This is a genomic window from Cohnella fermenti (assembly GCF_004801405.1).
Lineage (GTDB): Bacteria > Bacillota > Bacilli > Paenibacillales > Paenibacillaceae > Cohnella > Cohnella fermenti.
Window position 1 is genome coordinate 136,867 of record NZ_SSOB01000007.1, and the last position, 18,044, is coordinate 154,910.

The 18,044-nt window shown below is 60.6% G+C and carries 13 protein-coding genes; 7 read left to right on the top strand and 6 right to left on the bottom strand.

Going from position 1 to position 18,044, the window contains the following annotated elements; translation table 11 throughout:
* Window positions 1–9: 9 nt before the first annotated feature.
* Together E6C55_RS07395 and E6C55_RS07400 are read right to left on the bottom strand one after the other, a co-directional pair.
* Window positions 10–627 carry a PilW family protein gene (locus E6C55_RS07395; protein ID WP_168735523.1) on the bottom strand — a complete coding sequence of 206 codons (618 nt, stop codon included), beginning with the start codon at window positions 625–627 and terminating at the stop codon, window positions 10–12.
* 8 nt (window positions 628–635) lie between these two features.
* Window positions 636–1,040, bottom strand: a complete 405-nt coding sequence (locus E6C55_RS07400; protein WP_136369137.1) for a type IV pilus modification PilV family protein — start codon at window positions 1,038–1,040, stop codon at window positions 636–638.
* Window positions 1,041–1,675: 635 nt separating this feature from the next.
* On the opposite strand from E6C55_RS07400, the gene E6C55_RS07405 reads away from it, so the two are divergent.
* Window positions 1,676–2,881 (top strand): macrolide family glycosyltransferase, encoded by a 1,206-nt coding sequence (locus E6C55_RS07405; RefSeq protein ID WP_136369138.1) that lies wholly within the window; start codon window positions 1,676–1,678, stop codon window positions 2,879–2,881.
* 12 nt (window positions 2,882–2,893) lie between these two features.
* Window positions 2,894–3,139, top strand: a complete 246-nt coding sequence (locus E6C55_RS07410) for an S-layer homology domain-containing protein (protein WP_136369139.1) — start codon at window positions 2,894–2,896, stop codon at window positions 3,137–3,139.
* 33 nt (window positions 3,140–3,172) lie between these two features.
* On the opposite strand, the gene E6C55_RS07415 is transcribed toward E6C55_RS07410, so the two are convergent.
* The 4 genes from E6C55_RS07415 to E6C55_RS07430 all read right to left on the bottom strand — a co-directional run bounded on the left by E6C55_RS07415 (window position 3,173) and on the right by E6C55_RS07430 (window position 8,148).
* Window positions 3,173–4,186, bottom strand: coding sequence for a FecCD family ABC transporter permease (locus E6C55_RS07415; RefSeq protein ID WP_136369140.1), 1,014 nt, complete (start codon window positions 4,184–4,186; stop codon window positions 3,173–3,175).
* Complete coding sequence (locus E6C55_RS07420) at window positions 4,183–5,205, bottom strand: FecCD family ABC transporter permease (protein ID WP_136369141.1); 1,023 nt, start codon at window positions 5,203–5,205, stop codon at window positions 4,183–4,185. Before E6C55_RS07420 ends, E6C55_RS07415 begins: the two co-directional genes overlap by 4 nt.
* Window positions 5,206–5,225: 20 nt before the next feature.
* Entirely contained in the window at window positions 5,226–7,202 is a 1,977-nt protein-coding gene (locus E6C55_RS07425) for an AraC family transcriptional regulator (RefSeq protein ID WP_136369142.1), read from the bottom strand.
* A gap of 76 nt (window positions 7,203–7,278) precedes the next feature.
* Complete coding sequence (locus E6C55_RS07430; protein ID WP_230986592.1) at window positions 7,279–8,148, bottom strand: cell wall hydrolase; 870 nt, start codon at window positions 8,146–8,148, stop codon at window positions 7,279–7,281.
* A gap of 377 nt (window positions 8,149–8,525) precedes the next feature.
* On the opposite strand from E6C55_RS07430, the gene E6C55_RS07435 reads away from it, so the two are divergent.
* The 5 genes from E6C55_RS07435 to E6C55_RS07455 all read left to right on the top strand — a co-directional run bounded on the left by E6C55_RS07435 (window position 8,526) and on the right by E6C55_RS07455 (window position 18,035).
* Window positions 8,526–9,254 carry a hypothetical protein gene (locus E6C55_RS07435; protein ID WP_136369144.1) on the top strand — a complete coding sequence of 243 codons (729 nt, stop codon included), beginning with the start codon at window positions 8,526–8,528 and terminating at the stop codon, window positions 9,252–9,254.
* 30 nt (window positions 9,255–9,284) lie between these two features.
* A complete protein-coding gene (locus E6C55_RS07440) occupies window positions 9,285–10,703 on the top strand; it encodes a polysaccharide deacetylase family protein (protein WP_136369145.1) in 1,419 nt (472 codons plus the stop codon).
* 514 nt (window positions 10,704–11,217) lie between these two features.
* A complete protein-coding gene (locus E6C55_RS07445) occupies window positions 11,218–14,994 on the top strand; it encodes a response regulator (protein ID WP_136369146.1) in 3,777 nt (1,258 codons plus the stop codon).
* A gap of 18 nt (window positions 14,995–15,012) precedes the next feature.
* Window positions 15,013–15,861 (top strand): CheR family methyltransferase, encoded by an 849-nt coding sequence (locus E6C55_RS07450; RefSeq protein WP_136369147.1) that lies wholly within the window; start codon window positions 15,013–15,015, stop codon window positions 15,859–15,861.
* A 38-nt stretch (window positions 15,862–15,899) separates the two neighbouring features.
* Window positions 15,900–18,035 (top strand): response regulator, encoded by a 2,136-nt coding sequence (locus tag E6C55_RS07455; RefSeq protein WP_136369148.1) that lies wholly within the window; start codon window positions 15,900–15,902, stop codon window positions 18,033–18,035.
* The last annotated feature ends 9 nt before the right edge of the window (window positions 18,036–18,044 follow it).

Consider the following 18,044-nt stretch of genomic DNA (forward strand, 5'->3'; position numbering starts at 1 on the left):
GCTGTATTTTTACAGACCGTCGTTGTAAAGCTTGACCGAGGTGCTGACGGACTTCAGTCCCGAATCGAACCGGCCGCCGGAGGAGGTCTTCCTTACAAGCGAATACGAGAGCGTAATGCCGATTGTCTCTCCATTGCTGAGCTGAGCGCCGCCCGTCAACGTCGTCTTCGTCCCGGAGGCGGACGTCCAATAGACGGGCGGCGCTGTCGTTGACAAGCCGCGGGCAAGCTCGACCGGACGGGCGTACAGCGAAGGCGAGCTGGCCAGGCTGACGGCTGCCGACGACCACTGGGCCTCGGTTCCGTTGAAGGTATAGAGGGTCAGCATCCCCTCGTTGAAGCGGAGAGCCCGATAGGACGTCGTCCCGTTCTGGAAGACGGAGAAGCGCAACTCGTTCGCATCGTTCGGACGATAGACGCTTGCGCTGTCGTGGAGCCGGTTGGCGATCTGGGACAAGCCGTAGCGGGCGCTGCTCTGCGCTTGCCGTCCTTCGACAGAGGCGGAGTAGAAGTCGGTCATGCCCTGGTAGAAGAAAATAGCGGTGACGAGAACGATGCCGGTTACGACGAGGGCGCCGAGCGTCTCGAGCAGCGTGAAGCCCTTCTGATTGCTCGCGGTATCGATCATGGGCGAAGTCATCCTCTCCAGGTAACGTTCACGGTAAGCAGCTTGGGAGTCGTCGAGCTGAGCACGATGGTCTGCAGGGTAAGCTGATTGCGGGCTCGCAGGCCGGCTGCGGCATCCGCAGCGATCGTCTGATCGCCGCCGGGCAGCGCGAGGCTCTGATCGATCCGGTAGCTGTATATGGAGTCATAGGCGACGAGCGTATTGTGCGGATACGACGCGCCGGCGCGCAGCTCGTTCACAATCTGCTCCGCGATGAACAGCGCCTGCTCCCGATGGTCGGTGTCCTTGTTCGACAACAGCGTGTACTGGGAGACGGAGACGAACGCCAGGACGATTGCGGTCAGGATGACCGACGCGCCCAGCACTTGAATCAAGGTCGTGCCTCGCTCGTTGCGCAAATGAAGAAGCCGCATCGCATAATCCTCCTCTTCTGGGAAGCGCTTGCAATTCCAATGTCAGGCTATTGGTGCAAACGTTTGTACAATATTATGATACCACCGCAGGGGAATTTTGTCTCCATCGGTTGGAGTCTGTCGGGGGACAGCAGATCGGGCGCCGGCGCTCCGCCATGGCATGGCACGATCACGATTCCAATCGCTGCCGGCATCGAATCGCGCGAGTCGTTCGGATCGGGCGGAGTTCGCGACAGGATGCCGGTGCCGATGCCGGTGCTTGAGCGGGATTTATGCGAAAAACCACATTGGCGCAGCGCGATAACGAGTAGTTTGGGCGATTCTATGTGAAAAATAGCATATATGGAGGAAACCTCGGCCCGATTCGGCGGATGTATGCTAAAAACCGCATAAAACGTCGCGATTCATCCGAAGTCCGCATCAACGAATGCGAAAAACCGCATAAAATCGGCACCCATAGAACCGGGACCCATAAAACCGGCCTAAAAAACCGGCCTAAAACGCCGGCATGAACCGGCAGATCGCATAAGTTTGTTCGGAACGCGAGGGACGGATCGGGAGCAGGCGGCGCCGGTTGACACCGGTCCGGATTCGTTGATACCTTCTGATCATACGAATCTGGAGGAGTGGGTCGGATGGCAAGAGTGCTGTTCATCAACGCAGGGTCCGAGGGGCATATCAATCCGACGATCGGGGTCGTGCGGGAGCTGGTCTCCCGCGGGGAGGAGGTCGTGTACTTCTGCATCGAGGAGTATCGGGAGCGGATGGAGCAGGCGGGAGCGGTTGTCCGGACGTTCGACGGGCAGAGGTTCATCCGGGCCTTCGTCTCCGGCGGCCGAAATTATCCGCTCGAGCGGGTCAACGGCCTGCTGCTGACGGCGGATGTTGTCATTCCGAGCGTGCTGGAGCAGATCAAGGGCGAACGCTTCGATTACATGATCCACGACACCATGTTCGGTTGCGGGAGCCTGCTCGCCCGCATGCTGGGGCTGCCCGCCATCGGGTCTTGCACCTCGTTCGCTCAGGACCGGGCCGCGTTCGAGCGGATGCTGGAGGCTTCCGAAGCGCAGGCGCCCGCGGATGCGGTCGGTGCGGCTCGGGATCGTTACGCAGCATTGAAGGAAGCCATCCTTGGAAAATACGGAGTGGAGGCGGGAGCACCCTACGAGACATTCTGCAATCCCGCTCCGCTCACCCTCGTGTATACGACTCGGGAATTCCAGCCGGACGGCCCGGCGTTCGGCTCCGGCTATGCGTTCGTCGGCCCGTCCATCGCGCCGCGGGCCGTTCCGGGCGACTTCGACTGGGCGGCGATCGAGGGCCGGAAGCCGATCTATATCTCGCTCGGCACCGTCTTTAATCAGGCGCCCGACTTCTACAGGCTCTGCTTCGAAGCGTTCAAGAACGCGGGGCGGCCCGTTGTGCTGTCGGCGGGCGAGCGCACCCGCCTGTCCGATCTCGGCGACATCCCCGCGAGCTTCATCGTTCGCTCTTACGTTCCGCAGACGGAGGTGCTTCGGCACGCCGGCCTGTTCATTACCCATGGCGGGATGAACAGCGTCCACGAGGGACTGTACTGCGGCGTGCCGCTCGTCGTCGTCCCGCAGGGCGCAGACCAGCCCGTCATCGCGGAGCGGGTCTCGCAGCTCGGCGCGGGAATTCGGCTGCAGATGCAGGGCTTGACCGCAGAGGGGCTGCGGGAAGCCGCCGACCGCGCGCTGAGCGACGCCTCCTATGCGCGCGAGGTCGAACGGGTCGGCGAATCGTTCCGCCGCGCGGGAGGGTTCCGCCAGGCGGCAGACCGTATAGCGGAGTTCAAGCAGCGGCATTCGATCCAGTAGGCGCCTAGCGGCATGATCCCGGCTCGCGCGGAACGCGTCGAATTGCGGTTCCAGGCTTCCTCGCTTGCGCAAGGCTCTTCCGACGGAACCTTCCGTCCGGACGCACTGGTTACCCGCGAGGAATTCGCCGTTCTGCTCGCCCGAGCGCTGATGCTGGAAGGAGAAGCGGCGCTGCGCCGGGCGAGGAGAGTATCGGCTTCTGCTGAGGCTGACGAACCGGCTCCAGTGAACCGCATGGCAAGAGAGGCAAGCCGCTAAGGGGCAGTTCCGATTTGGAACTGCCCCTTAGCATCAATCCGATCTGGACAACAAATATAAGAAGTACGGCGTGCTCAGCAAGGTAATGACGATGCCCGTCGGCACATCCGTACCCAAGCTGATAGTCCGTGTTATCGTATCGGCCGACAGGACGAGAATGGCTCCCGTCAGGCAAGCGCACGGCAGCAGCAGCTTATGGTTATGGCCCACCAGCCGTCTTGCCAGATGCGGCGCGATGAGGCCGACGAAGAAGAAATTGCCGCCAAGCGCGACGCTGCCGGAAGACAATGCGACTGCCGCAACGGACAGTCCCAGGAATTCGGGCTTGACCGCAAGACCGAGCCCTGCGGCCGTCTCGTTGCCCAGAAGCAAAGCATTCAGGACTCTGGATTTATAGAAGAGATACGCACACAGAATCAAGGTCCACGGAGCCATGATCGACAGGTAGACCCAGTTGTCGCCCCACAGGTCGCCCGCGCTCCATCGAAGCATAAAGTCGAACTTCTTCTCGTCCAACCGCAAGGAGAGCATAAGGGTGAACGCGCTATAACCGACAGAGAGAGCGACCCCGTTCAGGATCAGGCCGGTAGGGGACAGATCGCGGCCGGGGCGCAAGGATATTAAGAAAATAACGGCTGCGGCAGCCATGCCTCCCGCAAACGCAAGAACGGGCAGAACAATGGCCGACGACAGACCACGCGCAGAGAACAACGCCACAAAGAGCAGCACCGCCAAGCCCGAGCCCGAACTGATGCCAAGCGTGCCCGGGCTTGCCATATTGTTTCGAAGCAGGGTCTGCATGATGCATCCGGCAGCGCTCATTCCGAATCCCACCAGCACGGCAAGGACAATACGCGGCAGCCGGAATTCCAATACGATCAAATTTTGTTTGGCTGTTCCTCTGCCCAGGACGACGTTCCATATCTCCATCGGGGACAGGTTCATCTTGCCCAAATTGATGCTGACAAGAGCAATGATCAGGGTCAAGACCAGCATGGCGAAGATGATTGCAGTCCCCCGGCTTACCCCGGCACTTCGCTGTTTCATTCGAATTCTCTCCTCTGCTTGCGTACCAGATAGAGGAAGAAGGGAACGCCAATCACGGCGAACACAACGCCGACAGGCGTCTCGAAGGGCTTATTGATCAGTCTTGAGATCAGATCCGCCAATACCATAAGCAACGCTCCATACACCGCGGACGCCGGGATGACATAGCGGTAATTGACCCCGATCAGGTACCGGACAATATGCGGGGTAATCAAGCCAACGAAGCCTACCGGCCCGACGATGATCACCGCCAGGCCCGTCAGCAGCAGCACCACAACCGTCGATATTCCCCGAATCACACGCGGGTTGGACCCCAGCCCCGACGCGACATTCTCACCCAGGCTCATCACGGCAATGGAAGGAGACAAGGCGAGTGCCGTCAGGATGCCGACGGCATAGAAGGGGGCGATGATGGCCAGTTCTCCCCACTTGGCTCCCGCCGTTCCGCCGGCCGTCCAGTAGGCCATCGATTGACCCAACCGGAATCGAATCGAGATATATTGGGCGAAGGCTTCGAACATCATGGAGATGGAGATCCCCGCCAGCACCAGACGCTGCGGCGTCATGCCGCGCTTGCCCAGAGACGCAATAAAATAGGTCAGTCCCGTAGCCGCGCCCGCACCAAGGCAAGCAAGCAGCACGGTGACGGAATAGGTTCGATCCGGAAGGAATGCCATACATAACGCAATGGAGAAGGCCGCTCCGGAGCTGATGCCCATCAGTCCGGAGTCGGCCAACGCGTTTCGCGTAGTGCCCTGCATAATCGCTCCGCAAACAGCCAGGCTGCTGCCGACCATAATATCCGCCACTGTGCGGGGGAACCGGAACGTCTGAATGAGTTGGTGATCCATTATGGCCGGATTGTAATGGAAGATTGCTCCCCACACCGTCGGCAGACCGATATTGGCGGCGCCGAACGAGATTGACATGGCCGCAGCCAAGATCAACAGCCCGCAGCCCGCCAACATGTAAAGGAGAAATCCGGTTGTCCGCCGCCGCTTGTCCACCGACGCGTTCATGTTCGCCGTTCCTTTCCGCGTCAACTTGCCAAGGTCTCAAGGGAGCCGATCAAATAATCAAGCTGAGCGGTCAAGCTGACGACATCGTCGTAGTAGAACAGTCCCAAATAGTTGGCCGGAATCTCGATGACGCGATTATTCTGAACAGCCGGAATGCTCTTCCATACCTCTGTCTTCTGATACTCCGATGCTTCTTCGCCAGCGAACCAGATAATGTAGTCCCCGAAGTACTGATGAGCCAGCTCATAACTGATCGTGCCGCGTCCCTTGCCCGTTTTTTCAATCAATTCGGTCAGCTTGGGGGGCACGGCCAGTCCGAGATGCTGATAGATCAGCGTTCCTCCGCGAGACCCCGTCTCATACCCGATGCCGCTCCAATCGCCTGATGGGCCCCAGTCCTCTACAATACTGAACGTCTTGCCGCTGAACGCCTCGCCGTTGAACTTGGCCTTGGCCTCCGCAAGCTTGGCGTCGAACGTTGCCGTCGCCTGGTTGGACTGCTCGGCATGCCCGGTGGCCTCGCCCAGGAACTTCACCCGTTCGAGCGAAGGAAGGTCTTCGGGGATGACAAGAACCGGCGCAATGTCCTTGAATGTATCGTAATCGTCCGGCGAATACGTAATAATGAGATCTGGGTCCAGAGCCATCACATCCTCCTGATCCCAGTTCTCGATAGAGACGGATTCTGTCATCTTGTCGTAGAAAGGCATCGTCTCCTGCGCCCAGGCGCTGTACCCGACTACATGAAGGCCCAAGGAGAGGGCATCGCCGATATACCAGTTAACGACGACCCGCTGCGGGTCGGACGGTACCTCCACATCGCCCTTCACCGTGCTGACAATCCTTGTTTCCGCCATCTGCCCCGTCCCCTCCGCACTGGCGCTCGATGTATTCTGCGATTGCGCCGACGGCGGGCTTGACGAACCCGACGCACTGTCCGATGTTCCCGAAGTGCATGCCGACATCAACATCAAGATACTCATTGCCGCCGCGATCATTAGCGTCCGTCCTCTTGCCTTGCCTAACATAGCCAACTCCCCATTTTCTTTTAAAGTGACCGGTCCAACCAATCCCTTCTCATCGTAGTTTAGACGATAATGATTATCAATATCATATTTGGCACGTTCCATTATCATTTTTGTGCGATAATCGCTCGGCGTCATTCGCAAATACTTCCTGAACATCCGGATAAGATTCAATTCGTCCCCGAATCCGCTGCCTAACGCGATTTCTTGCACGGTGGCCGACGTCTCCCGCAGATGCCGAAGCGCGGCAGCCAATCTTCTCTCGTTCAGATACTCCTGCAAGCTCTTGTTCTCCCGCCTCTTGAACAGCTTGCCGAGGAGGCTTCTGCTGATCGGCAAGCGTTCTGTCAATCGCTGCAAGGAGATCGATTCGGTGTAGTGACGATCCAGATACTGCTTGACCCATTCCACATAATCGGGAGCTACGCAGAGAATGTCTCCTTGCTCCAATTCCTCATACAGCTCTGATACGAGCTGGTACAACACGGACTTGGCGCGCAGCTTGCCCAGTTCCGTATTCTGCGTCCAGCAATCGTACATGATCTGAAGCTTCGCTTTACAAAAAACCGGGTTGTGCGGCGACAACCCGAATATGTGTACGAACGGGTTAAAGCCCTCCATACGGCGGCGCAGATCTCTCCTATAGAAGGGCAGTTCGGACTTATACAGAACCATGAAGCATTCCACGCTCGGATCGGCAGGCCGAACGGCAAGCTCCACGTTCTTGCCCCCGTGGAACAGCCCGAAGCGCTTCGACGAATAGTGGGCATTGCCCAGCCGCACATCTGCCGCCCCGCCGAAGGTATAAATGAACGCGCTGGCCGGCATTCGGTAGTCGAGCAGAGGCTTCTCCCGATGAAGCACACTGTGGCGAACATCCATTACAGCAATCGCAGAGCAGCTCCACATTCGGATGGCCTGCTTGATCATGTCCTTCGTATAACAATCCACGGTATATAATTCGTCCGACACTGCCCTACACTCCCCGATGCGGCTTATGCTTCGTATCGTAATTGAATTGATAATAATAATCAATACGATAATGCGTTCACTTCGCGAACACGTGATTGCCGATCTGAACCGTTGCCTGACGGCTGCGCACCCAGGCGTTGTCCGTCTTGGCCGGGTTGTAGAAGACGACGGCCCCGAGGGTCGGATCGTAGCCGTTCAGGGCGGCATCGACGGCCTGGATGGTGTCCTGGCTCGGCGTAACCGAATAAATCCGTTTGTCGAGCACCGGGGAATACTGATAGTACGAGACTCCGTTGTAGGTGTCCACTTGGAAAATCGCATCGATAATCGAATCCGGCCATTCGGGGTCATCCACTCTATTCAGGATCGACGCCGCGACCGCGACCTTGCCGGTGTAGCTCTCGCCTCCGGCCTCCGCTTCCGTGATCTTGTACAGCCAGGCGATCTCTTCGCTGGACGGGCCGCTTGCTATCGCTTGCATGACGAAGCCGGTGCTGCCGGTCGTGATCACGGCCGCGCGGGCCGCAGCGTCGTATTGGATGCCGAGGCCGATCTTCTTCGCCGTATAAGCGAGCGGAACGTAAGCGGAGCCCCCGATGAGCGTCGTTCGCGTGTCCAGGTAATCCCGGCTCCATGACGATTGTCCGCTGTGTTGATAGTCCGTGTACCGTTGTTCCGCCGGCAAGCCGATCTGGATCGACGACGTTGTCAGCACCGCCGAGCGGTATTGCTCGCTCCAGTCGACCGAGACGCCAAGCTTGCGGAAGAAGGAAGCCGGGACAAGCTGCAGGCCGTTCTGGGTAATCGAAGTTGTCGCGATCCGCTGGCCGTCGACGTATACCGTTGTCGCAGCAGCCGCGTTCGTCGTCTGGGCCGAGGCGCCGGAGGCCGGCCAGGCCGTCATCATCAGTCCTAATAGTGCCACAGCAAGGAACCCACGTTGCATAAACACGAATGTCACCCTCCTATACTCGATCCATCATACGACACAATCGGAAGCTGTCGGGCTGGCAGTTTGAGGATGATGAGAAGCGGCCGCAGGACCGAATTCGGCGTCAAGTCGAGGCGGGAAGCGGGTTTCGCGCCGCGATCCGGTTTTCTTTTCTGATAATGATGAGGATATTTTAATGGAATCCCGTTAATCCGGACCTCCGGGCGACTCGACTGCCCGGCCTGCGGCCGCTTTTGTCGTTCCTGCGGCCTATTCACGGTATACAAAATGCTACTTTGGCCCCGCATTAACGATTGGAAAATTCCTCTATAATGAAAGAAAATTAATTCGACAATCGTCAACAATTCCTTTTAGAAAAGGTGAGTTGTGTTATGTTTTCTCCCTTCCAGAAGAAGAAGAACGGCAACGAGCAGCCGCCCCGCGAAGAGCACGACGCAAGGAGAGAATGGGAAGCCTCCCGCGAGGAGGCGGTCGTCTCTGCGGCTGCCGAGGCGGGAACGGACGAGTCGTCCGGTTCGGTCTTCGCCAACAAAGGCTTGTTGGACAAGAGGTCCCTCGACCTAGTCTTCGCGGTCGAACAGATGATCAAGGACAAGCAGCACGTCGAGATGAGCCACAACGACCTGCAGGACAGGCTGAGCCACGCGAGCGGACAGAACGATCGCTTGAACCGCGACCTCAAGAACCTGGGGAAGGTGATCGAGGAACGCGAGAAGAGCATTCTCGAGCTCGAGCAGCGGCTGAGCGACAAGAACCTGAAGGTCGACCAGATGATGGAGGACTATCGGGAGCTTCAGGCGAACCTGTCCGGCCAGATCGAGGAGCTGAAGGGCGTCATCGAGCTGGAGCGCCAGAATTACGCGGGCCTGCTGCAGAAGCACAACGAGACAACCTCCGAGAAGAACAAGAGAATCGGCGAGCTGGAGGAGAAGAGCGCGCGGCTGGAAGCAGAGCTCTCCCAGATGAGGCAGAAGCTCGAAGCCCTGCGCCAGGAGAAGACGCACCTTCTGAACATCGTCAACGACTTCACGAATCGGCTGACGACACCGTTCTTGTCGGCGACGGACTCGGCTAACGGAAGCTCCGGCGGCAGGGAGTAACATAGGACTTATTCGAACAGAAGGACGTAGATGGGGATGGAGACTTACAGCACGCTGGTGATGGAGCTGCTGTCGCTTGGGAGGACCCCGACCGGGGCCTATCAGATCAAGGTCGCCGTTACCCATGACGACAAGCTGGCGAAGTACTTATTCGATATCGACGAGTTTACATATGCCGGGCTGGAGAAGCTGCAGCCGCTTGAAGGGCAGAGAGCGCGGCTCTCCCCGTACCCGAAGTGGGACCCTTACCATCAGACCTACTACAGCGCCGTCGTCCGGATGAACGGAAGCTCGCGGGAGACGTTCTACTTCGCTTGCAGCGAAGCATTTATCGAGCTCATTCGGACGGTTCGCGAGAATGGCTTGAACGGCCCGAATGGCCTGGACGGTCTGCACGGTCTCCGCGCTCTGCCCGTTCCGCTCGAGGAAGAGCGCGCCGAGGCGGCCGGGGGCCGGGCGAAGAAGAAGAGGGAGCAGCAGCGCCGGCCGGCTTGGAAGCCGGGCCGGACGGCGAAGGCTGCGAGCCTGCTGCTGGTGCCTGCGCTGGTCGGCCTGATGGCGCTGGCCCTCCCTACCGGAGGGCAGACGGACCTCGTCAGCCTGCCGGCGGGAGAGCTCGGCATCGCGCAGGCGGGCGGCCAGACGGAAGCGTCCGCCCGTGCCGCATCGTCTCCCGCGCCCGAAGCCGCCGCGGCCAAGGACGAGGAGAAGCGCCAACAGGCGCCGATTCTGGCCGAGCATGCCGATCTGACCGGCGCGGCGGGCGCATTCTCTGCCGTCGGCGCGGTTGGCGCGGCAGGCAGCCGAGCCGCGGGCGAGCCCGCGGCGACGCAAGCGGACCTGAAGCCGGAAGCCGGGTACGAAGTTATCGAGATCGGCGATCAGGACAAGTTCTTCGGGCTGCCGAAGGAATACGTGGCCCTTACCTTCGATGACGGTCCCTCTTCGCTTACGGAGAAGATCGTCGACGTTCTGACCGAGAACGAGGTGGCGGCGACGTTCCTGTTCGTCGGCAAGAACATCGGCCGGCATTCGGAGGCGGTAGCCTACGCAAGCGATCACGGAATGTCCATCGGCAATCATTCCTGGGATCATAGCGTGCTGACGAAGGTATCCGCTGAGGACCAGGCTGCGAATCTGGCGAAGACGAATGACGCGATCGAGGCGCTTACGGGCAACCCGGTCACGCTGTTCCGCCCGCCATACGGCGCGGTCGACGAGGCGCTGGTCGGTTCGGCGGAGAAGCTGGGCATGAAGACGCTGCTGTGGAACCGCGACCCGGAGGATTGGAACGCCAAGAAGCCGGACGATATCCTGCGCTACTTCCACGAAGTCGAAGGAGCCGGCGGCGTGTATGTCATGCACGAGGACAAGTACACGCTGGAGGCTCTGCCCGAGATTATTCAATATCTGAAGGACAAAGAGCTGAAGTTCGCTATCTTCAAGTAGAAGAGGGCGGGGCTTCCGTCGATGCGATCGGCGGAACGCTCCGCCCTTCGTGCTATTGTCCGTTGATTGCCCGCCGCCCCATGAATGCGAAAAACCACATTCATCTCCTCGGAAAACGGCGCCCGACGCCCACTTTATGCGAAAAACCACATATAATCGCCGCCCTACCTTCTCCGCCCCCCGTTTTTATGCGAAAAACCACATTTATTTTGCGAAAAGCCGTCCCTCTGCACCGAATGTATGTGAAAAACCGCATAAAAGGCGCGAGAGGCGGGACACAGACGTGTAAGACACAGAAGACGTGAAACTAAATATCCATATATCTGTGATTCACTTCTCCAGCCATTGGGTAATAGAATAGATGGAGTTCGCGCGAACCGGGACGGCCCTGCCGCACCCCGGCTTCGTTACGTCTTGGTTGTAGGTCTAATCTACCAGACTTATAATAGCGTACATAAGAGATCCCGGAGAGATTCCGGGCTTCGGACGCCTCATTCAGGGAAGGAAAGTGAACATGTCTCGACAAGGAAGGATTACTCTGCGTTCCAAGATCATGGCGGGATACATCGTTATTCTCCTCTGCCTCGGTTCGTCCCTGTTCCTGCTGAGCAACCGAATCACCTCGATGGAGCAGGCGATCGACTTCGTCACCGATCACGATATGACGGTTCACGATCTGGCCGGAGGGCTGGAGAAGCACCTGCTGGACATGGAGACGGGAATGCGGGGGTTCGTCATCACGGGGGAAGAGAGATATCTCGAGCCCTATGACGCGGCCATGTCGAATTGGGTCTCGGACTACGATCAGCTTCATCGGCTCGTCGGAGACAATTCCGGCCAGCGGCAGAAGCTTGAAGCGATCAAGGCGAACATCGAGCGATGGATCGAGACGGCGGGCGAACCCGCTCTAGCGAACAAGCGGAACGGCCGTCAGGCGGAGCTGGATACATTCTTCCAAGCGGACACGGGGAAAAAAATCACCGACGAGCTAAGAAGCCAGTTGGAGGACTTCCGGGACACCGAGAAGGAGCTGACCGCAGCGCGCGTGGACAGTCTGGACCGGCAGAATTCGGACCTGCGGTTGGCGCTTGCGATTATTTTCCTGCTGCTTGTCGCGCTGTCCGTCGCGGCGTCGCTGACCATCTCCGGGGCGATCGTGCGTACGGTTAAGGCGGTTATCGGCGCCATCTCCGACATTGCCGATACGGAAGGCGGCACGAAGGGCAGGCGGGTCGAGGTCCAATCCCGGGACGAGCTGCGCGACCTGGGCGACGCGACGAACCGCCTGCTCGAGAAGCAGGAGGGAGATGCCTGGCTGCAGAGCGGGATCGCGGAGATCGCCGTCTCGTACCAGGGGCAGCCGCTCGTCTCCCAACTCGCCGAGGCGTTCATCGCCAAGCTGGCCGGGCTTATGGGCGCCTCCTACGGCGTCTTCTATCTGCGGTCCGGCGACCGTCTGGCGAGGAGCGCTTCTTATGCGGCCGGCTCCGGAGAGGTCGGGGCGGCCGGCTTCCGCTTGGGCGAAGGGCTGATCGGGCAATGCGCCGTCGAGAGAAGAGTTTACGAGGTCGACCGGGTGCCGGACGACCATATCAAGATCGCGACCGGTCTCGGACAATCGTCCCCCCGCAGCATTTTGATTTTCCCCATTGAGCATGAAGGTCGGGTCGAAGGCGTCATCGAGCTCGCTTCCCTGGACGCCTTCACTTCCTTACACCGGAAGCTGGTCGATCAAACCCGGTCGACGCTCGGGATGGCGATCAACAACGTGCTGTCCCAGATGGAAGTGAAGCGTCTGCTCGAGGAGTCCCAGACGATGTCGGAGGAATTGCAAGCGCAGACCGAGGAGCTTCAGCAGCAAGCGGAAGAGCTGAAGGCGCAGTCGGAGGAGCTTACCGCCCAGCAGGACGAGTTGAGGGCGGCCAACGACGCGCTGAAGAGGTCGGAGGACGACTTGAAGCGGCAGCAAGAGGAGCTTGAGGACAGCAATCTGGAGCTGACCAAGCGCTCCGAACTGATCGCCGAGCACGCCCGGCGGGTGGAGGAGATCAACGAGCGCATCGAGATGCAGAACAGCTTGCTCGAGCGGCAAGCCGTCGACCTGAAGACGGCCTCCCGGTACAAGTCGGAATTCCTCGCCAACATGTCGCACGAGCTCCGGACGCCGCTGAACAGCCTGCTCATCTTGTCGCAGCTCCTCGCGGAGAACAAGGAGGGCAATCTGTTCGCCAAGCAGATCGAGTTCGCCCAGACGATTCACTCGTCCGGAAGCGATCTGCTCCGCCTGATCGACGAGATTCTGGATCTGTCCAAGGTGGAAGCCGGCCAGATGACGATCGAGCTGCAGCCGCTTGTCTGGGAGGAGCTGGCGGACGGGCTGGAGCGGGGCTTCCGGCCGCTGGCGGAGCGGAAGGGAATCGAGCTGTCGCTGAAGCTGGAGGAGACGGCCTTGAAGGAGCCGGTCGTGACGGATGCGCACCGGCTGCAGCAGATTCTGAAGAACCTGCTCTCGAACGCGTTCAAGTTCACGAGCAAGGGCAAGGTCGAGCTGAGTATGCTCCGAACGGTCCATCCGGAGCTCGGGTGTGTCGTCGCCTTCAAGGTAGCGGACACCGGAGTCGGCATTCCGGCGGACAAGAAAGCGATCATCTTCGAGGCGTTCCAGCAGGCGGACGGCTCGACAAGCCGCAAGTACGGCGGCACCGGGCTGGGACTGACGATCAGCCGGGAGCTGGCCGCTCTGCTCGGCGGCCGAATCGAGGTGGAGAGCGCGGAGGGGGTCGGCAGCGTCTTCACGCTGCTGATTCCGGGCACGGCGCCGGAAGCGGAAGCGACGGCGAGGGAGGAGATCGCCTCGGCGGGAGGAACGGGAGGCGCAGGCACGGGGCGGACGGCGCTCGGGGCCGAATCCGATTCGACTTCGGGTTCAGGCCCGGGCTCGCCGCTTAAGCCGGACCTGCCGCTTGCGGAGCCGAGTCCGTTCGGGCGTCCGGCCGCGCGAGCCGGCTTCGCCCCCGCTCCGGCGGCGGACGTTCTGGCTCCGGCCATCGAGTGGACAAGTCCGGAGCTGCTGGAGCATTCCGAGGTGCCGGACGACCGTCACCGCATTCAGCCGGGAGACAAGGTGCTGCTCATCATCGAGGATGATATCCACTTCGCGAAGATCATGCTCGATCTGGCCCGTTCCCGCAGCTTCAAGGCGATTGTCGCCCTTCAAGGCGACACGGGGCTGGCCCTGGCGAGCGCCTATAAGCCGGATGCCGTCATTCTCGATATTCAGTTGCCGGTTCTCGACGGCTGGTCCATCCTGGACCGGATGAAGCAGAATCCGGAGCTGCGCCATATTCCCGTCCACGTTATCTCGGTCGTGGACGAGCCGCAGCAGGGATTGACGAAGGGAGCGATGGCGTACCTCCGCAAGCCGGCCGACAAGGCGAGCATGGAGAGCGCCATGTCGCGGATCGAATCGTTCCTCGACCGCGGCCTGAAGCGCCTGCTGATCGTGGAGGACGATGTCATCCTCCGGAGCAGCATGGTGGAGCTGATCGGCCATGACGACGTGGCCATCACGGCCGTATCGACCGGGGAGGAGGCGCTGAAGGAGCTGGACGGAGAGCCCTTCGACTGCATGGTCATGGATCTCGGGCTGGCGGACATGACCGGCTTCGAGCTGCTTGATCGGATTCGGAAGAACGAGCGGCTCCGGCAGCTCCCGATCATCATCTACACGGGCAAGGACCTGGATATGAAGGAAGAGATCGAGCTCAAGAAGTACGCGGAGAGCATCATCATCAAGAACGTGAAGTCGCAGGAACGGCTGTTCGACGAGACCGCGCTGTTCCTGCACCGCGTGGAGGCCAACCTGCCGGAAGACCGCCGCAACATTCTGAAGAAGCTGTACAACAACGAGACGGCGTTCGAAGGGAAGCGGGTCCTGCTTGTGGAGGACGATATCCGGAATATTTTCGCCTTGACGAATGTGCTGAAGTCGCACCACTTGAACGTCTCGTTCGCCGAGAACGGAAGAGAAGCGCTTGAACTGCTGGAGCAGGACCCGAGCTTCGATCTGGTGCTGATGGACATCATGATGCCGGAGATGGACGGCTACGAGACGATGCGGGCGATCCGGCGGATGCCGCCGCTCGAGAAGCTGCCGATCATCGCGCTGACGGCCAAGGCGATGAAGGAAGACCGCATGCGCTGCATCGAGGCAGGGGCATCCGACTACATCAGCAAGCCGATCGACATCGACAAGCTGCTGTCCCTGCTTAAGGTGTGGCTGTACGCATAGAAGGAGGAGGGGAGTTCCATTCCATTCAGCCACGACGGCGAGGGGGCCGCGGCCGCCCGGGAGAAGCTGGAGATCGAGCTGCTGCTTGAGGCGATCTACCGGGCGTACGGCTACGACTTCCGCAATTACGCCTACGACTCGATCCGGAGAAGAATCCGCCACGGCATGCAAGCGCTCGGGGAGAACGAGATCTCCGCGCTCATTCCGCTGATTCTGCACGATCGGGAGCGGATGAAGCGCCTGCTCCAATCGCTCCTGATCAATGTCACCGAGATGTACCGAGATCCCTCGATGTTCCGGGCTTTCCGCGAACGAGTCGTTCCTTTTCTGCATACGTATCCGCACATTCGCATCTGGCACGCGGGCTGCTCGACGGGCGAAGAAGTGCTCTCGATGGCGATTCTGCTGGAGGAGGAGGGCCTGTACGACAAGGCCCGCATCTACGCGACGGACATCGACGAAGGGGCGCTGGAGAAGGCCAAGGAGGCCATCTACCCGCTGCGGAACATGAAGCTGTACACGCACAATTACATCCGGGCCGGCGGAACCCGGGAGTTCTCGGATTACTACACGGCCGACCGCGATGCGGCCAAGTTCCACTCGTCCCTTCAGCGGAACATCGTCTATGCTCGCCATAACCTGGCCACCGACCAGTCCTTCAACGAGTTCAACGTCATCCTGTGCCGCAACGTGCTGATCTACTTCGATCGGCAGTTGCAGAACCGGGCGCGCCGATTGTTCCACGAGAGCCTCGCGATGTTCGGCGTGCTGGCGCTGGGCAGCCGGGAGACGATTCACCATAACGACTATTCGGAATGCTATGAAGCGATCGACGACGGGGAGAAGCTGTACCGGAGAATGAGATAGGCAGGCAGACACCAGTGGGAAAAGAGGGCGGAGGATCATTGGAGCGAGATTATTCGGTTAATATTCTTGTCGTGGACGATCGTCCGGAGAACCTGCTCGCCATCGAGGCGGTTCTGGAAGGGGAGCCGTACCGCCTCGTGAAGGCCCATTCAGGGCCCGAGGCGCTCCGATGCTTGCTGAGAGAGGAGATCGCGGTTATCCTGCTGGACGTGCAGATGCCCGGCATGGACGGCTTCGAGACAGCCGGCCACATTCAGGCGTACGAGGGATCGAAGCACATCCCCATCATCTTCATCACCGCGACGAGCAAGGAGGCGCAGCACTTCTCGGCCGGCTATTCGGCGGGCGCCATCGACTATATGGTCAAGCCGTTCGTTCCCCATATCCTGAAGGCGAAGATCAAGGCGTTCGTCCGCTTGTACGACATGCAGAAAAAGCTGCAGCAGCAGGCGGAGCAGCTCGAGAAGGCCAACGCGCATCTGGTGCGCGCCACGAGCGAGCTCACCAAGGCGGAGGCCCAGGCGCGGGCGGTTATGGAGACGTCGCTGGATGCCGTGCTCGTGTTCAACCCGCAGGGGCGGATTCTGAAGGCGAACCCGGCGACCGAGAGCATGTTCGGCTACGCGCCGGACGAATTGCCGGGCCGCTCGCTGCGCCTGCTCGTGCCCGGCCTTCCGGCCGGGGAGCTGCGGGAGCTGGAGGGCAAGGTATGGGAGGTCGAGCCGCGGCGGAGAGACGGCGGGACGTTCCCGGCGGAGATTCAGCTTGGGCAATCCCCGCATGACGACTCGCTGCTCGCTTGCTCGATCCGCGACATTACGGAGCGGAAGCAGGCGGAGAAGGAGCTGCTCGAGGCGAAGGAGCTGGCCGAGCGCGCGTCGACGGCGAAGTCGGAGTTCCTCTCCTTCCTGAGCCACGAGATTCGCAACCCCTTGAACGGCGTCATCGGCATGATGGACCTGCTGCTCGATACCGGGCTGAAGCCGGAGCAGCGGGAGCTGGCCGAGATGGTCATGCAGAGCGGCAACGCGATGGTGTCGATCATGAACGACGTGCTCGACTACTCGAAGCTGGAAGCCGGGCGCATGGAGATGGAGGACGAGCCGTTTCTGCTCAAGGGTTGCTTGGAGCAGGTCAGGGATATTTTTACCGCGCAGTTGTGGGTCAAGAAGCTGGAGTTCGTCGTTGTCGTCGACCCCGAGCTGCCCGGCATTGTTCGCGGCGACGTCTCCCGGCTGCAGCAGGTTCTGTTGAACCTGGTCGGCAATTCGGTCAAGTTCACGAACGAGGGCGGCATCTATGTGTTCGTCAACCTGCTCGGGACGTGCGGAGATTCGCTTCGCGTGGAGTTCACGGTGAAGGATACCGGCATCGGCATTCCCGCCGACAAGGTCGACCGGCTGTTCCGGCCGTTCTCCCAGGCGGCGGGAGCGTCGACGAACCGGAAGTACGGCGGCTCCGGGCTGGGGCTCGCCATCTCCAAGACGCTGGTGGAGCTGATGGGCGGCTCGATTCGGATCGAGGCTCCGGAGGAGCCGGGGGCGACGTTTGTGTTCTCGACGGTGCTCAGGCGATGCCACGAGCCGCCCGAGGAGCTGCTGCGGATGGAGCGGGCGCTCGACTGGGCGGAGAGCGGCGCGGAAGCCGCAGCGGCGACGGCCGGCGTTGCCGGCGTTGCTGGAGCCGCCGGGGCTGCCGGAGTCGCTGGGGGAGCTGGAGTTGCTGAGGGAGCTGAAGTCGCCGGGGCTGCCGGAGTTGCCGATTCCGGCGGTTCGGGGCAGGCGCGGCGAATTCTGATGGTGGAGGACCAGAGGGTCAACCAGAAGCTGCTCCTGCACATGCTGAATCGGCTCGGGCACACCGTAGAGGTCGCGGAGAACGGTGCGGAGGCGCTGCGGGCGCTCGGTGCCGGGGACCGCTTCGACATGGTGCTCGCGGACATCCACATGCCGGTGCTCGGCGGGCTGGAGATGGGTCATCGCTGGCAGGCGCTGCGCGGGTCGCGGGAAGCCGGGGCCGGGCAGAGCCCGACCCTGATCGCGCTCACCGCCGATCAGCGGGAGGACCTGGAGCAGGTATGCCGGGAAGCCGGCTTCGCCGAGGTGCTGCGCAAGCCGATCCGGATGGAGAGCCTGAGGCAGCTCATCTCGCGCTACTCGCTGGCGGAGGGATAGGAGGCGGAA

Coding starts and splice junctions, on each gene's coding strand:
- E6C55_RS07395 (WP_168735523.1), bottom strand. CDS start 627: ATGATCGATACCGCGAGCAATCAGAAGGGCTTCACGCTGCTCGAGACG.
- E6C55_RS07400 (WP_136369137.1), bottom strand. CDS start 1,040: ATGCGGCTTCTTCATTTGCGCAACGAGCGAGGCACGACCTTGATTCAA.
- E6C55_RS07405 (WP_136369138.1), top strand. CDS start 1,676: ATGGCAAGAGTGCTGTTCATCAACGCAGGGTCCGAGGGGCATATCAAT.
- E6C55_RS07410 (WP_136369139.1), top strand. CDS start 2,894: ATGATCCCGGCTCGCGCGGAACGCGTCGAATTGCGGTTCCAGGCTTCC.
- E6C55_RS07415 (WP_136369140.1), bottom strand. CDS start 4,186: ATGAAACAGCGAAGTGCCGGGGTAAGCCGGGGGACTGCAATCATCTTC.
- E6C55_RS07420 (WP_136369141.1), bottom strand. CDS start 5,205: ATGAACGCGTCGGTGGACAAGCGGCGGCGGACAACCGGATTTCTCCTT.
- E6C55_RS07430 (WP_230986592.1), bottom strand. CDS start 8,148: ATGCAACGTGGGTTCCTTGCTGTGGCACTATTAGGACTGATGATGACG.
- E6C55_RS07435 (WP_136369144.1), top strand. CDS start 8,526: ATGTTTTCTCCCTTCCAGAAGAAGAAGAACGGCAACGAGCAGCCGCCC.
- E6C55_RS07440 (WP_136369145.1), top strand. CDS start 9,285: ATGGGGATGGAGACTTACAGCACGCTGGTGATGGAGCTGCTGTCGCTT.
- E6C55_RS07445 (WP_136369146.1), top strand. CDS start 11,218: ATGTCTCGACAAGGAAGGATTACTCTGCGTTCCAAGATCATGGCGGGA.